Genomic DNA, 15,203 nt, shown 5'->3' on the forward strand with positions numbered 1-15,203 from the left:
GACCCGCGCGGCGTGATCTGGTGGCAGGACAAGGCAGGTTTCCGGACAAGGACGGTGTTCGTGCGGACCAGGGTAGAGGTGGGCATTGGTGGTGGCGGTGACCGCGAGCCTGTTGCCGCGATCGTGACGAATCACACCGCGTGCATTCGCTGCGCTTAATACACCCTACGGGTCGTGTTCGGCGCGCCTTGCCTCGGGGGAAATGCGGACGCCGACGCGAGCGTGCGAATAAATCAGTGTTTACCTAACGCTGGAACACCAGCGGGAACGCAATCCGTCCGACGGATGGCGACTGGCCCTCGAGCACGGTGACGAGCTGTTCCCGGCCCAGGGTGTCATCAAGGAAGGCGATTCCCTGGTAGACACCGCCGTTGCGCTCGCGGCGACTGCCGCGGCAGTCGAAATACTCCAGTTCGATGTCATAGAGATTGACCTGGCGGTCCGGCACGCGAAGGCGGCCGAATGCGGTGCAGCCCGTCTCGGGGCTTTGCAGGAACATGTCGCCGGCGGAGTCGATGCTCAGTACCGCGGCCTCGCCGGTTACCAGGTCGTCGTACAGGCCACTGGCCCGGCCACGGGATGCGCGACGGAGGTAGACCTCCGGTTCGTAGTCCACCAGCCAGCCGCCGGACAGGCGGCGGCCGTCGTCCAGATTGACGCGGTAATCGCCATCGAGCCGGGTGCTCTGCCGCCGCACCAGAAGATCGACACGCCCTTCGCCGCGTGCGCTGCCGTCATCCACGAACACCCGGCTGGTGACGCCGCCGGTGTCGCGGTCATTGCGAAAAACGCCGGTGAAACTGGTGTCGTCGGCCAGGCGGTAGAAAAAGTAACGCCCATCCGGTGCGACGAGGCCCTCGACGCTGAAGCGGCTGCCACCCGCCGTGATTTCGCCGCTGTAATAGCCCTCGATGTCCGCAACGCTGCGACTGCCACCGCCGGAGGAACCGCTACTTCCACTGCTGTTACAGCCGGCCAGCGCCATTACGGCCAGCCCCAGCAACACAGCCTTACCCCACCAAACCCCTGTCGTCATGACACCCTCTCCCCTGGAACCGCTGGCTGGCATGGTTCAGGTGATAACAGGCGGCGACTGAATACCCCCTGAATACGGCACAGCGCGCCTTGCCTCGGAAAAAATGCGGACTCCAACGCAGACGCGGGAATAAATCAGCGTTTCCTTAAGTCGCTCGAGAATCGGGTAGGCTGCGAGGAGAGATAGCGACAACAACAAAGGACAGGGGGCACTGGACATGGCGACTCTCGAGTTTCTGGGTGCGGTGGGCGAAGTCACCGGCTCGCGGTATCGCATCCGGCTTGACGACGAAGCGGGCGAGATCCTGCTGGAATGCGGTCTGCACCAGGGTGGTCCGGGGGCCGACAAGGCCAATCGTGAATCGCTGGCCGGTCTGGCGAAGGGCCTGTCGGCAGTGGTGCTGTCCCACGGCCATCTGGACCACGCCGGCTTGCTGCCGAAACTGGTCCGTGATGGTTACCGCGGGCCCATTCATTGCACGCGGGGCACGCAGGCACTGCTTGAAATCATGCTCAGCGACGCGGCAACGGTCATGGACCGGGACACCGCCTGGCAGAACCGGCGCCGTGGTAACAAGGCCGACCGCGTGGAGCCGGTCTACGACATGGACGACGTGGTCCGGACACTGCAACAGTGCGTGGGCCACGGCTATGGCAAGCCGGTGGAGCTTCCTGGCGGCGTGCGGCTGGTCTTTCGCGATGCCGGCCATATCCTGGGCTCGGCCTCGGTGGACCTGGCCATTCCTTCCGGCGGGCGCGACTGCCGGCTGGTCTTCTCCGGCGACCTGGGCAATCCCGATTCCGTGTTGATGCGCGAGCCGGAAACGTTGCGCGATGCGGACGTGGTATTGATGGAAAGCACCTACGGAGACCGGGATCACAGGCCGGCGGACGAGACCCTGAAAGAGTTCCAGCAGGTCCTGGAGGACGCGCAGGAGGCCGGCGGCAATGTGCTGATCCCGGCGTTTGCGGTAGGCCGGACACAGGAGATCCTGTATCACCTGAGCCGGCTCTATCATGCCGGCAAGCTCCCGCAGCAACGGATTTTCCTGGACAGCCCGATGGCCATCCGGGTGACGGAATTGTATGCCGAGTGGCGGGACCTGCTGGACGAGGATGATCTGAAAATCCTGCACGAACTTGCAGACGGTGATCCTGCGCGCTACCTGCCCGGCCTGCGCCGCACGAAGACCGTGGAGGAGTCCCAGGCCATCAGCCGGGTGAAAGGCGGAGCGATCATTATCGCCGGCGCCGGCATGTGCAGCGGCGGACGCATCCTGCATCACCTGCACGAACAACTCGGCAAACGCGCCACGCGGGTGGTGATCGTCGGCTTTCAGGCCGAGGGGACTCTTGGCCGGCAACTGGTCGACGGCGCGGAGTCAGTGCGCATCCTCGGCGACACCATCGACGTGCGCGCCAGCATTCACACCATCGGCGGCTTCTCGGCACATGCCGGACAATCCCAGCTGCTGGCCTGGGTCGGCGCCTTCCGCGACCGCCCCCGTGTCTACCTGGTGCACGGCGAACCGGGTGCACAGGCTGCCCTGCAAGCAAAGCTGGCAGCGTCAGAAATCGATGCCCGGATCCCGGAACCTGGCGAAAGCATCATGCTGTGACGCCCATCGATCCCGGCCCTTGTGCCCACGGCCTCTGTAACAATCTGGCACATGAGGCATATACACACGGCTCAGGGCCGCAGGCGAAAATGCTTCAAGGAGCCGGAGAACCACATTGATTTCCTGTTAAAACAGAAACCTAAACGACGCCTACCTTGGGCTGGCATTACTCCTGCATAGTATCCAGGCACATTTCGACGCGTGGAGGAGCCATGAGCTTCGCTAAGCTTCGGTTGATTCTCATGACCCTGATCGTGGGTCTGGCATTTTCCATCGGCTCCGCCGGCATGGCCGTCGCCGACGAGCATGGCGGTGAGGACTATGAAGATGGTGGTCACCCCACCGAAGCCGATGAAGATGAGCGGGAACGCGGCGGCGCTGACAAGTAACAGCGACGTCGTCCCGGAGTCATTGCGGGCCGCCGGACACTGTCCGGCGGCCCGTTTTTGTTGCCGCCGCCGTGACCCCGGCCACATTCCCCGGCGCGACGGTTGCTACACTGTTACACATTCCGAAGCGATAGAGTTGTAGGTGCGGCGCCTCATGCCGGGAGGGAACGGCCAAGGGATGGCCGGACCAGCCCGACGAAGAATTGGGCGGCCAGCAATCGATCCCAGGGAGCCCATTGCCAGTGACGCGGCGAAATGCGAGTGGCCAGACCCAAGTAGCAGACCTGCCGTACCGAGGATTCCGCCACTGGCTGCGCGAGTTGAATTCACGCTGCAACCGGCCGCTGGCCTACGGTCTGCTGACCGCTCTCGCCTACCTGATCCTGTCCCTGCTCTGGATCACGCTGTCCGACAGGATTCTGTTCGCGACCGACCTCAGCGCCGACGAGATGCGGCGCCTTTCCATGCTCAAGGGCTGGGGCTTCGTCACCGTCATGGCGGTGATCGTGGGTGCGCTTGTCTACGTGCTCCAATCCCGCTATGCGGAATTGCAGGACGCAATCCGCAACTCCTCCCATGATCTTGTTACCGGAACCGGCAACCGGCGGGCTGCGATGGACAATCTCGATTGGGCCATGCAGCAGAGCCAGACCAACGGACAGCAGTTTGCGGTGCTGATGGTCGATGTCCGCCAGTTGCATCGGGTCAACGCCTCGCTTGGTCGTTCCGGCGGCGACCAGGCCCTGCTGGAGATCGCACGGCGCCTGCAGGAAGGCTTGCGCAAACAGGACATGCTGGCCCGCCTGGAGAGCGACAAATTCCTGATCGTGATGCCGCCGCAAACGGACACGGCACGGGCCTACGGCACAGCAATGAGCCTGAGCACCCGGTTCGAGCGGCCGATTCGCGTGCACGGCGTCGAGGTGGCGGTGCAGATCGCAACCAGCGTCGTGGTAGGGCCCGGCGATCATGCCGACGCCGGCGAACTGCTGGATGCCGCGGAAGCCGCGCTGCTCCACGTCAAGAAGAAGGGGTTTCAATCCGGTGGTGAGGCACAGGCCGCGCTGGTATCAAGCCGCGATGCACTGCAGTTCGAATCCGAACTGCGGCTGGCGGCTGGGAAGGATGAATTCCGGCTCCACCTGCAGCCCCAGTTCAGCCTGCGGGATGGCAGCCTGATTGGTGCAGAGGCCCTGGTGCGTTGGCAACACCCTTACCTCGGGCTGCTACCGCCGGGGAAATTCATCCCCATCGCCGAGGCCGCCGGATTCATTCCCGACATCACCGCCGCAGTCATACAGAACGCCTGCCGGATGCAACGAGAGTTGGCAGACGCGGCGCTGCCCGAGCTGAATCTGTCGATCAATTTCTCGGCAGTCGATCTTGCGATGACCGAGAGCCTTGAGCGCCTTCGCATGGCGATGCAGAAGGCCGGGATTCCTGGCAGTCAACTTAGCGTCGAAATCACCGAATCCGGGCTGATGCGCGACCCCGCCATGGCCCAGCGGGTGTTGACAAGGTTGCGAGCCATGGGTGTGCAGGCAGCGATTGATGACTTCGGTACCGGCCATTCCTCGCTCAACTATCTAAACCGATTCCCAGTGGATCTGCTGAAAGTGGATCGAAGTTTCGTCTCCGGCGTCAGCGATGACGAACGTGGTATTGCCCTGCTGCGGGCGATCAATGACATGGCCCACGCCATGGGGCTGCAGACCCTGGCAGAGGGTGTCGAGACCACGGCCGATCATGCACTGTTGGCCGAACTGGGCTTCGATTCCGCCCAGGGCTTTCTCTACAGTCCACCGCTGCCGCTGGACGAGTTCCTCGAGCAGCATCTTGACCCGGAAACCAGGCGCTGGATCAGCTACCCCGGGGCAGCCGCGAGCCGTCCTTGATCGACTACGGTCCAAACCGAATGAGCACGCACCGCCGATTCCAGATCCTCCTGCTTGCAGGCAGCATGCTTGGCGTTACCGCCTGCGACACCGACCCGACGGATGCCAGCGGCGCAGCCGAGGTGCAGGTGGAAGCGGAGCGGATCATCGATGCGGATGGTGCAACGGTTCTCGACATCGACCAGTTACCCGCACAGATCGCCGCCGACGAGAAGAACCGATTCGGCGCCTCGGACCGATTCACCGACGCCAGCCTGAGCCCCGATGGCAACTGGCTGGCCGTGACCAGCAGTGGAGCGGCACACGGCGGCGGCTGGCTGGTATCCCTGGATGACGAAACCATCTACCCCGCCGCTTTCCAGTACGGCGGCAGCGTCAGCACCGGCCCCTGGGATGATTCCGGCCGTTTCGCCGTATTCCTGCGGCATACGCCGGCTTCCGGCCATATGCTTGTCCTCGCCGACACCGAGGCCCCCGGCGAAGACGCGGCAAGCACGGGCATCACGCCGCTGGACACCGAAGCGAGTACCAGCGTGGAGATCGGGGAATGGCAGGATGCCGCCCTCCGTGTCCTGGTGGACGGCGACTGCCGGCTGGTGAAGCCGATCGACGGCTCCATCGAGCGCTGTTAAATGTCGGATCGACTGCAGCAGTATTTCAACGTCCGTCGGGAGGAACTCCTTCCGGTGCTGCTGGCGGCGCTGTTCTTCTTCTCCGTGCTGACGGCGCTCATGGTGCTGCGGCCCGCGCGCGAGGCGCTGGGCATGCAGAGCGGCATCGAGACCGTACGCTGGCTGTTCATGGGCACGGCCGTGATCACGCTGCTGGTCAATCCGGTGTTCGGGCTGCTGGTCAGCCGCTTGCCGCGACTGGCCTTCATCTCCGCCACCTATCTCTTCTTCGCCCTGAGTCTTGTGGTGTTCTACCTGGTCATGGTGTTCGCGCCGGAAGCCATCGGCGTGACCAGTGGCCAGGTGTTCTATGTCTGGTTCAGCGTCTTCAACCTGTTCGTCACGATGGTGTTCTGGGCGCTGATGGCGGACCGTTTCTCGCTGGAACAGAGCAAGCGGTTCTTTGCCCTGATCGCGGTGGGCGGCACTTGTGGCGCGATCTTCGGACCCTGGCTGGCAAGCTTGCTGGCGGAACCGCTGGGTACCGCCGCCCTTCTGCTGGTCGCGGTAGCGTTCCTGGTGCTCGCCCTGCTTGCCGCCTGGCTGCTCGCCTGGCTGCAGCCCCAACGGCGAGCCGATCGCGAGGATGACCCGGAGGCGCCGCCCGCCGTGGACGAACACGCCCGAATCGGCGGCAGCGCCTGGCAAGGCTTCCGCGCCGTGTTCCAGTCGCGCTATCTGATGGGGATCGCCGCCTACGTGGTCATTCTTGCGATCATGGCCACCTTCATCTACTTCACCCGGCTGCAGATGGTGGCCGCGCTGGGCGAGGACACGGACATGCGGACAACGGTTTTTGCCCGCATCGACCTGATCACGCAGATAACAACGCTGGTGCTGCAGGCCTTTATCGCCGGGCACCTGATGAAGCGCCTGGGCGTGGCATTCACGCTGGCTCTGCTGCCGATCACCGTCACGCTGGGCTTCCTCGGTCTGGCGATCGTTGGCTCACTGGCTGCGCTGATCGTCTTCGAGGCGGCATTCCGGGCCGTGCAGCGGGCACTGATGCGGCCGGCGCGGGAAACGCTTTACACGGTCACCAGCCGCGAGGACAAATACAAGTCCAAGGCCTTCATCGACACCTTCGTCTATCGTTCCGGTGATGTCGTGGGCGCGCAGACGGAAGGCCTGCTGGGTCGGCTCGGCATGGGCCTGGCGGGCATCGCCAGCGTCGCGATTCCGCTGGCTCTGGTCTGGGCAGCACTCGGAATCTGGCTTGGCCGGGCCCAGCAACGTCTGGCCAATCAGGCAACGCCGCACCCGGTCCACGAATTCCGCGAAACCACTCCGAGGACAAGCACATGATATCCCGTCGCGACTATCTCAAGCTCATGGCGGCAGCCGGCGTGGCGTTGACCGTCAAGCCGTCGCTGCTGCTCGGCACCAACGGTGATCGACAGCTCGACCTGATCACGCGGGCGATTCCCGCCTCCGGCGAGCGCATTCCGGCAATCGGCCTGGGCAGTTCGGCGACCTTTTCGGCCACTGCGGGGAGCGATGAGGCCGAGGCGCTCGGCGAGGTGCTGCGCACCCTGGTCGATAATGGCGGCACCGTATTCGATACCGCGCCAAGCTACGGCGCCTCGGAAGAGGTGGCCGGCGACCTGGCCCAGGCCATGGACCTGGAAGAAACACTGTTCTGGGCGACCAAGGTGAACGTGGCCGGGCGTAATGGCGGCAGTGCCGACCCTGACGCCGCGCGGACGCAGATCGAAACGTCGTTCGAACGGATCGGCAAGGATCCGATCGACCTGATCCAGGTACATAACCTGGGCGACGTACCGACCCAGTTCGGGATCCTGAAGGACCTGAAGGCGCAGGGACGGGTGCGTTACATCGGCGTCACCACCACCTTCCCGCGGCAATACGAAGAGCTGGAAGAGGTCATGAAGCGCGAACCGCTGGACTTCATCGGCATCGATTACGCGGTCGACAACCTGACCATGGAGGAACGGATCCTGCCGCTGGCCGAGGACCGTGGCATCGCGGTACTGGTGTATGCGCCGTTCGGCCGCACCCGCCTCTGGGACCGGGTCAGCGGGCACGATGTACCGGACTGGGCGGCGGAATTCGATGCCCATTCCTGGGCCCAGTTCTTCCTCAAGTTCGTGCTCTCGCACCCCGTGGTGACTGCCGCCACCCCGGCCACCAGTCGCGCCCGCCACATGCTGGACAATATGGGTGCGGCCCTGGGAGGCCTGCCCGACGACGAGATGCGACGCCGGATGATCGCCCATATCGAGCGCCTGTAGGAACCACGGTAGTCAAGGGCCATGCGACCGCCGTGCGGTCCCGGCGGATCGAATCAAACGCCGGGGCACCCAGCGCACGAACAGGCTCATGGCCAGCAGTTCCACCAGGGACTGCAGCACGATGACAAGTGCTGCAGCCTCCCAGCCCGCCGGCAGGGCCAGCGCCAGCGGCAGGACCACGAAGGAGTTACGGGTGGCGAAACTGAAGGCCAGTGTGCGGCCTGGCTCTGCCGGTAAGCGGAACGCCCGGGCCAGCAGCTTGCCAAGGAAGACCCCGGCAACCGCAAACGCCGCGAACAGCAAGGCCGGCAACCAAAGCGTGCCGAGCATGCCCAGCACGGCCGGCGACTGCGAGGCGGCGATGGAGAAGACGACCAGGGCCAGCAGCGGCACGGGAAACAACGCCAGCGTGGAAAGCAGCACCTGGCCGCTGCCGCCGCCGGCTATCCGGCGTTGCAACAGCACCGCCAGCAACAGCGGCAGCCCGATCAGCAGCACCAGGGCGGTCAGGAGGGGCCGGACCACCACCGGATCGACCACCACATCGCCGAGAAAAAGCCAGAGGTAGAACGGCAGTGCAGCCAGTTGCAGCAACAGGATCAGCGGCGTGACCGCCACCGCCCGCGCTGCATCACCACGCCCCAGGTGGGTGAAGCTGATGAACCAGTCGGTGCACGGCACCAGAAGCACCAGCAGGATACCCAGCCTGACTGCCGGCTCCAGTGGCAGGATCAGCAGGACCGAGCCAACCAGCAGGGGCAGGATCAGAAAGTTGCCAAGGCATAGCGCGGTGATGAAACGCGTGTCGCAGGCAGCCCCGCGCAGCCGCACCAGGGGTATCTGGGTAAAGGTCGCAAACAGCAGCAGTGCCAGCAATGGCCAGACAGAGACATCCAGGAGCGCTGCCGCATCCGGCGAGCCCGCTCCGAAACCAAGGCCAGCAAGTACCGCAAGGAGGTAAATCCAGACTTGATGCCGTTCCAACTGCGCATGCATTGCTGTCACGCCACGGACCGGATACCGGAGTTCAGGCTGCCGGCCGGTTTTCCGCCACGACAACGCGGTTTCGCCCCTGGCGCTTGGCACTGTAGAGCTGGCGATCCACGGCCTCCAGCAACACCGTTTGAGTCTGGCCCTCAGCCGGCACCATGCTGCAAACGCCAACGCTGACGGTCAGAAACCCTTCTGGACTGCCGGAATGCGGGATCTCCGCCGACCGCACCAGTTGACGGCAGCGATCCGCGATGACGCGGGCCGCCTCGGCGTCGGTCTCGGGCAGCACCAGAATGAACTCCTCACCGCCGATCCGGGCCAGCAAATCCCGCGGTCTGCGCGACACCTTGCCGAGTTCGGAGGCGACCCGACGCAGACAGTCATCCCCGGCGGGATGCCCCATCAGGTCGTTGAAATCCTTGAAATGGTCGAGATCAAGCATGACGATCGCCAGCGGCGTTCCACTGCGCATGGCACTGGCCCATTCCCGCTCGAGGACATTGTCGAAATGGCGTCGGTTCGCGACGCCCGTCAGACCGTCCTGATAGGACAGTGCCTCAAGCTCCAGTTTAAGACGCAGCAGCTCGTCCTCGCGGGCCTTGCGCTCGCTGATGTCGAACATGAAACCGACCAAGGCTTCCACCTCGCCATCCCGACGCACAACATGCACCACGTCACGAATCCAGACGTAGTCTCCGTCGCGGGTCAAGGCCCGGTAATCGGCCTCGTGGTCGATGCCGCAGCGGGACTGACTGACGCAATAGTTGACCACGCGGTCGCGATCCTCCGGGTGCATGCGCTCCACCCAGTCATCGATGCTCTGCCAGCTGTCGGGCGTCCAGCCCAGTAGATCCTCGATCTGTGGACCGATATAGCTGAACCGCATGGTCTCCCAATCGATGCGCCACGGTATCGCTCTGGTTGACTCCAGCAGCGTCTTGTAGACAGCGGCGTCCGGTTCCATGCCGTGCACTTGCCGGTTCATCTTCAGTTCCACTCCACACTCGGCCGATTCACACCAGGAATCGTACACCCATGGCATTCGGGGAAGGCCACGACCAGTTCACGATCTTCGGGTCATCCGTTGCTCCATGCAGCGACGCCCGAAGCATGGGCGTCTATGCTGCCTGAGGCCGTCCAAAATTTTCGATGGCCAAACGCGACTTTGAAGCGATATCAAAGCACGCCTCCGCGAACGATCCTCTGCCGCGCCGACCGGCACGCAAAACAACAGAGAAGGAACGCCGCAAATGGATATCGATACGCCGACGCTACTGACCTTCGGTGCCTACCTGATTGCCATGCTGGCCTTCGGCTTTGTGGCCTACCGCATCACCACCGACCTGTCCGACTACATCCTCGGGGGTCGCAGCCTCGGCCCTGGCGTCACGGCACTCAGCGCCGGTGCCTCGGACATGAGCGGCTGGCTGCTGCTGGGCCTGCCAGGTGCCGTGTATGCGGCCGGCCTGGGTGAGCTGTGGATTGGCGTGGGCCTGGTTGCCGGCGCCTGGCTCAACTGGCTGTTCGTCGCGCGAAGGCTGCGCCGGTTCACGGCATTGGCCGACGATGCGCTGACCATTCCGGATTACCTGGAGCATCGGTTTGGCGATACCTCGCGGGCGCTGCGCACGATCTCGGCCCTGGTGATCCTGATCTTCTTCACACTCTATATTTCGGCCGGCCTGGTCGGCGGCGGACTGCTGTTCCAGAGCACGTTCGGCATGGACTACACCACGGCCATGCTGATCGGCGCCGTCGTCATCATTTCCTACACATTCCTGGGCGGTTTCCTGGCGGTCAGCTGGACCGACTTTTTCCAGGGCATTCTGATGTTTGCCACACTGCTTGTCGTGCCGATGATGGCGGTGGTCATCGTCGGCGGCCTCGGTGAGGTGGGTGACGAGGTGCATGCCATCGACCCCAGCTACAGCACCTTGCTGGAGGGCATGACGGTGCTGGGCATGATCTCGCTGCTGGCCTGGGGCCTCGGTTACTTCGGCCAGCCGCACATCCTGGCCCGGTTCATGGCAATCCGTTCCGAAAATGACGTGCCGCGGGCAATGACCATCGGCATGACCTGGATGATACTGGCCCTGGTCGGTGCAGTGGCCACCGGTTACATCGGTATCGCCTTCTTCGCCGATGCGCCGCTGGACGACGGCGAAACCGTCTTGATCATGCTGATCCAGGCGCTGTTCAACCCCTGGGTGGCGGGCATTCTGCTGGCCGCGATCCTCGCTGCCATCATGAGCACCATCGACTCCCAGTTGCTGGTGTCCTCCAGCTCGCTGACCAACGATTTCTACAAGGGCATGCTGCGCCCCGATGCCACGGAAAGCGAACTGGTCTGGGTCACCCGCGGCGCGGTTATCCTGGTGGCGGTACTGGCCACCCTGCTGGCGCTGGACCCGGATGCCGGCGTACTGCAACTGGTGGCCTACGCCTGGGCAGGCTTCGGTGCCGCCTTCGGCCCGGTGATCATCTTGTCGCTGTTCTGGCGCCGCATGACCCGCATCGGGGCCCTGGGCGGCATGGTTGTCGGTGCGGTCACGGTCATTGTCTGGGAGCAGTTCGACGGCGGTCTGTTCGATCTCTACGAGATCGTGCCCGGATTCGTCTTCTGCACGGTCGCCGTGGTCATCGGCAGTCTGCTGGACAAGGCACCGGGTGAGCGCGTGACCCGATCATTCGATGTTCAGGGAGACGCATGATGCTGTTCAACAAACCGGCCGCCCCGAGTCCGCTGCGCAAGGCCCTGCGCGAAGCCTATCGCTGCGATGAAGCCGAGCTGGTACAGCGGCTCGCGGATCTGGCGGATGTGGGCGAACCGCGCCGCTCCCGCATCGGCGAGGCCGCCACCGCCCTGGTCCACGCCGTGCGCAGCGAGCGCGTCTCCTACGGCGGCGTGGATGCGCTGCTGCACGAATACGACCTGTCCAGCAAGGAAGGCGTGGTGCTGATGTGCCTGGCCGAGGCGTTGATGCGGGTGCCGGACGCCGACACCGCCGACCGCCTGATCCAGGACAAGATCAGCAGTGGCGACTGGGGTTCGCACCTCGGGCGCAGCGAGTCGTTGTTCGTCAACGCGTCCACCTGGGGCCTGATGCTGACCGGCCGTGTGGTCAAGGTCGGTGAGCCTGGCGCGCGAACGCTGAGCCGGGTGATGAAACGTCTGGTTCAACGCAGCGGCGAACCGGTGATCCGCCAGGCGATCCGTCAGGCGATGCGCATCATGGGCCGGCAGTTCGTCATCGGCCGCACCATTGACGAGGCCCTGAAACGGGCCCGCGAAGACGTCGAACAAGGCTACACCCATTCCTTCGACATGCTCGGCGAGGCGGCCCGAACCCAGGCCGACGCCGACCGTTACTACGCGTCCTACCAGAACGCGATCCATGCCATCGGCACGGCCAGCAAGGGCAAGGACGAACTCGCCTCGCCGGGGATCTCGGTCAAGCTCTCGGCGCTGCATCCACGCTACGAGTTTGCGCAGCAGGCCGAATGCCATCCGGTCCTGGTGCAGCGGCTCACGGCGCTGGCGGTCGAGGCGCGACAGGCGGGCATCGGCCTGTGCGTCGATGCCGAGGAAGCCAACCGGCTCGATATCTCGCTGGACATTATCGAAGCCGTGTCGGCCAGCGATGAACTGCAGGGCTGGAACGGCTTCGGCCTGGCGATCCAGGCCTACCAGAAACGCTGCATCGATCTGGTGGACTGGCTGGCCGACATGGCGCGGCGCCACAAGCGCGTACTGATGGTGCGACTGGTCAAGGGCGCCTACTGGGATACCGAGGTCAAGGACAGCCAGGAGGGCGGCTACCGTGACTATCCGGTGTTCACGCGCAAGGTGAATACCGATGTCTCCTACCTGGCTTGCGCCCGCCGCCTGCTGGAAGCCCAGGACTGCATCTATCCGCAGTTTGCGACCCACAATGCGCACAGCGTTGCCTGGGTACGGGAGATTGCCGGGGACGCGCGTTACGAGTTCCAGCGCCTGCATGGCATGGGCGAGGCCCTTTACGACACGGTCACCCGGCCGGGTGGCGGCTCGGTGCCGTGCCGTATCTATGCGCCGGTGGGCAGCCACGAGGAACTGCTGCCCTACCTGGTGCGGCGGCTGCTGGAGAACGGTGCCAACACCTCCTTCGTCAATCGCATTCAGGACGAGAAGCTGCCAATTGAGGAAATGATTGCCGATCCGGTGCTGCAGATCCGCCAGCTCTCCGGCATCCGGCACCCGCGCATCCCGCTGCCGGCAGACCTGTACGGGCCGGACCGGAAGAATTCGGCGGGAATCGATCTCAGTGACACCCTTGAATTGGAATCCCTGCGCCGCGCCATGGAGAAGGCCCTGGAATCCGGCTGGCATGCCGCACCGTTGATTGAAGGCAAGACCATGCGCGGCGCGCCGCGCACCGTCAGCGACCCAGCGGATCGCCGGCGCGAGGTCGGCTCGGCGATCTGGGCCACCCCCGAACAGGTCAAGCTGGCCCTGACCGTGGCCCGCAAGGCCGCACCGCGCTGGGATGCCACCCCTGCCGAAGAACGGGCGGCCTGCCTGGACCGCATGGCCAATCTGATGGAAGCCAACATGGCCGAGTTGATGGCGCTGTGCGTGCGCGAGGCCGGCAAGGGCATTCCGGACGCCGTGGCGGAGGTGCGCGAGGCGGTGGACTTCTGTCGCTATTACGCAAACCGTGCGCGGGCGGATTTCGCGGGACCGATGGCCCTGCCCGGCCCCACCGGCGAGCGCAACGAAATCCGGCTGCAGGGCCGCGGCGTGTTCGTCTGCATCAGCCCGTGGAACTTCCCGCTGGCGATTTTCTGCGGCGAGGTCACCGCGGCCCTGGCCGCGGGCAACGCGGTGCTGGCCAAACCGGCCGAACAGACCACCCTGATCGGCTTCCGCGCCGTGCAACTGCTGCACGAGGCGGGTATCCCGACCGATGTCCTGCAACTGCTGCCCGGCGACGGCGCGGTCGGGGCGGCCCTGGTGGAGAGCGAATCCATCGACGGCGTCGCCTTCACCGGATCGGTGGAAACCGCGCGGCGCATCAACCAGACGCTGGCCCGGCGCGACGGGCCGATCATCCCGCTGATCGCCGAGACCGGCGGCCAGAATGCGATGATCGCCGACTCCACGGCGCTGCCTGAGCAGCTGGTGGTCGACGTGATTGCCTCCGCCTTCCAGAGTGCCGGCCAGCGTTGCTCGGCCCAGCGCGTGCTCTACCTGCAGGAGGAGGTCGCCGACCACACGCTGGAGATGCTGGCCGGCGCCATGGATGATCTGGTGGTCGACGATCCGGCCTGGCTGGCCACCGATGTCGGGCCGGTCATCGACGCCGACGCGCAGGCCATGCTGCAACGGCATATCGACGGCATGCGCAAGCGCGCGAAACGCGTCATTGCCGAGGCCAGGCTCGGGCCGAACACCGGGCACGGCACCTTCGTCGCGCCGATCGCCTTCGAGATCGGCGGCATCAATGAGCTGGAACAGGAGGTCTTCGGCCCGGTACTGCATGTCGTGCGCTACAAGGCGAAGGACATCGACGGCGTGATCGAGGCCATCAATGCCACCGGCTTCGGCCTGACCCTGGGCATTCACACCCGCATCGATTCGCTGGCCGAGTACATCGCCCACCGTGTGCATGTTGGCAACTGCTACGTCAACCGCAACCAGATCGGGGCCGTGGTGGGCGTGCAACCGTTCGGCGGCGAGGGCCTGTCCGGCACCGGCCCGAAGGCCGGCGGACCGCGCTACCTGCACCGCTTTGCCAGCGAACGCGTGCTGACCATCGACACCACCGCCGCCGGCGGCAATGCCTCACTGTTCGCGATGACTGAAGACGAGGAGAGCTGACGCGCCAGTAGGCTCGGACCCCGTGTTGCCTTCGATCCGGTCGAGGGCGACAGGCATTCCACTCCGGAAACGCGATGCACCCGTCCGTGGGCGCTCGACGGCCGCTTCCCTGCGGCCGACGTTCCTCCATGGAATGCCTGTCACCCCGACCTCGCGCTTGGTCGAACCGGAGACGTTGTTCCCATCTTCAGTGTCAGGCAGACCGGTGCAGCAGGTCCTCCCAGAAAAAGTAAGGCAACGGGAAACCCAGGCAGACCGGCCGGCCAGGCCAGTTCGATAACGGATCACACCGCGCGGGTCCGCTGCGCTTGACCCGCCCTACGCCTCAGGCTAGAAGCAGGTTGCCGTGGGTCGGGGGGCTGCCGAACCGGCACCGCGCCGTGCCAGATGACCAAAACCGGACGCGCTCGATGGATGCGTTCACGGCGGTCCCGCGACTGCGTCTGCCGCCCTCGGGCTCGGAGCCCCAACGCACGACACCTGTGGCGA

At 64.8% G+C, this 15,203-nt stretch carries 11 protein-coding genes; 8 read left to right on the plus strand and 3 right to left on the minus strand.

Annotation, left to right across the window (positions count from 1 at the left end; genetic code table 11):
* Positions 1 to 244: 244 nt before the first annotated feature.
* Positions 245 to 1,036 (minus strand): hypothetical protein, encoded by a 792-nt coding sequence (locus M0534_RS01555; RefSeq protein WP_248566645.1) that lies wholly within the window; start codon positions 1,034 to 1,036, stop codon positions 245 to 247.
* Between the two features lie 217 nt (positions 1,037 to 1,253).
* Here M0534_RS01555 and M0534_RS01560 point away from each other — a divergent pair, with 217 nt between their 5' ends.
* From M0534_RS01560 to M0534_RS01585, 6 genes are all read left to right on the plus strand, one after another.
* A complete protein-coding gene (locus M0534_RS01560) occupies positions 1,254 to 2,654 on the plus strand; it encodes an MBL fold metallo-hydrolase RNA specificity domain-containing protein (protein WP_248566646.1) in 1,401 nt (466 codons plus the stop codon).
* 212 nt (positions 2,655 to 2,866) lie between these two features.
* Positions 2,867 to 3,043, plus strand: a complete 177-nt coding sequence (locus M0534_RS01565; RefSeq protein WP_248566647.1) for a hypothetical protein — start codon at positions 2,867 to 2,869, stop codon at positions 3,041 to 3,043.
* A gap of 242 nt (positions 3,044 to 3,285) precedes the next feature.
* Positions 3,286 to 4,938 carry a putative bifunctional diguanylate cyclase/phosphodiesterase gene (locus tag M0534_RS01570; protein WP_248566648.1) on the plus strand — a complete coding sequence of 551 codons (1,653 nt, stop codon included), beginning with the start codon at positions 3,286 to 3,288 and terminating at the stop codon, positions 4,936 to 4,938.
* Positions 4,939 to 4,958: 20 nt separating this feature from the next.
* Positions 4,959 to 5,570 carry a hypothetical protein gene (locus M0534_RS01575; protein ID WP_248566649.1) on the plus strand — a complete coding sequence of 204 codons (612 nt, stop codon included), beginning with the start codon at positions 4,959 to 4,961 and terminating at the stop codon, positions 5,568 to 5,570.
* Positions 5,571 to 6,914 carry an NTP/NDP exchange transporter gene (locus tag M0534_RS01580; protein WP_248566650.1) on the plus strand — a complete coding sequence of 448 codons (1,344 nt, stop codon included), beginning with the start codon at positions 5,571 to 5,573 and terminating at the stop codon, positions 6,912 to 6,914.
* Complete coding sequence (locus M0534_RS01585) at positions 6,911 to 7,861, plus strand: aldo/keto reductase (RefSeq protein ID WP_248566651.1); 951 nt, start codon at positions 6,911 to 6,913, stop codon at positions 7,859 to 7,861. The genes M0534_RS01580 and M0534_RS01585 overlap by 4 nt, the downstream gene beginning before the upstream one ends.
* Before the next feature lie 12 nt (positions 7,862 to 7,873).
* Here the strand turns inward: M0534_RS01585 and M0534_RS01590 are convergent, their stop codons facing one another.
* Complete coding sequence (locus M0534_RS01590) at positions 7,874 to 8,857, minus strand: arsenic resistance protein (RefSeq protein ID WP_248566652.1); 984 nt, start codon at positions 8,855 to 8,857, stop codon at positions 7,874 to 7,876.
* Positions 8,858 to 8,888: 31 nt separating this feature from the next.
* On the minus strand, positions 8,889 to 9,839 hold the full coding sequence (locus tag M0534_RS01595) for a sensor domain-containing diguanylate cyclase (protein WP_248566653.1): 951 nt from the start codon (positions 9,837 to 9,839) through the stop codon (positions 8,889 to 8,891).
* Positions 9,840 to 10,104: 265 nt separating this feature from the next.
* On the opposite strand from M0534_RS01595, the gene putP reads away from it, so the two are divergent.
* The gene (putP, locus tag M0534_RS01600) at positions 10,105 to 11,565 is read left to right on the plus strand and encodes a sodium/proline symporter PutP (protein WP_248566654.1); all 1,461 of its coding nucleotides are present in this window, start codon (positions 10,105 to 10,107) and stop codon (positions 11,563 to 11,565) included.
* Positions 11,565 to 14,714 carry a bifunctional proline dehydrogenase/L-glutamate gamma-semialdehyde dehydrogenase PutA gene (putA, locus tag M0534_RS01605; RefSeq protein WP_248566773.1) on the plus strand — a complete coding sequence of 1,050 codons (3,150 nt, stop codon included), beginning with the start codon at positions 11,565 to 11,567 and terminating at the stop codon, positions 14,712 to 14,714. Before putP ends, putA begins: the two co-directional genes overlap by 1 nt.
* Positions 14,715 to 15,203 lie beyond the last annotated feature (489 nt).

This window comes from Methylonatrum kenyense (genome assembly GCF_023195885.1).
Lineage (GTDB): Bacteria > Pseudomonadota > Gammaproteobacteria > Nitrococcales > Aquisalimonadaceae > Methylonatrum > Methylonatrum kenyense.

Bases quoted from the DNA above. Each gene is read 5' to 3' on its own strand.
- M0534_RS01555 (WP_248566645.1), bottom strand. From the start codon at position 1,036: ATGACGACAGGGGTTTGGTGGGGTAAGGCTGTGTTGCTGGGGCTGGCC.
- M0534_RS01560 (WP_248566646.1), top strand. From the start codon at position 1,254: ATGGCGACTCTCGAGTTTCTGGGTGCGGTGGGCGAAGTCACCGGCTCG.
- M0534_RS01565 (WP_248566647.1), top strand. From the start codon at position 2,867: ATGAGCTTCGCTAAGCTTCGGTTGATTCTCATGACCCTGATCGTGGGT.
- M0534_RS01575 (WP_248566649.1), top strand. From the start codon at position 4,959: ATGAGCACGCACCGCCGATTCCAGATCCTCCTGCTTGCAGGCAGCATG.
- M0534_RS01580 (WP_248566650.1), top strand. From the start codon at position 5,571: ATGTCGGATCGACTGCAGCAGTATTTCAACGTCCGTCGGGAGGAACTC.
- M0534_RS01585 (WP_248566651.1), top strand. From the start codon at position 6,911: ATGATATCCCGTCGCGACTATCTCAAGCTCATGGCGGCAGCCGGCGTG.
- M0534_RS01590 (WP_248566652.1), bottom strand. From the start codon at position 8,857: ATGCATGCGCAGTTGGAACGGCATCAAGTCTGGATTTACCTCCTTGCG.
- M0534_RS01595 (WP_248566653.1), bottom strand. From the start codon at position 9,839: ATGAACCGGCAAGTGCACGGCATGGAACCGGACGCCGCTGTCTACAAG.
- putP (WP_248566654.1), top strand. From the start codon at position 10,105: ATGGATATCGATACGCCGACGCTACTGACCTTCGGTGCCTACCTGATT.
- putA (WP_248566773.1), top strand. From the start codon at position 11,565: ATGCTGTTCAACAAACCGGCCGCCCCGAGTCCGCTGCGCAAGGCCCTG.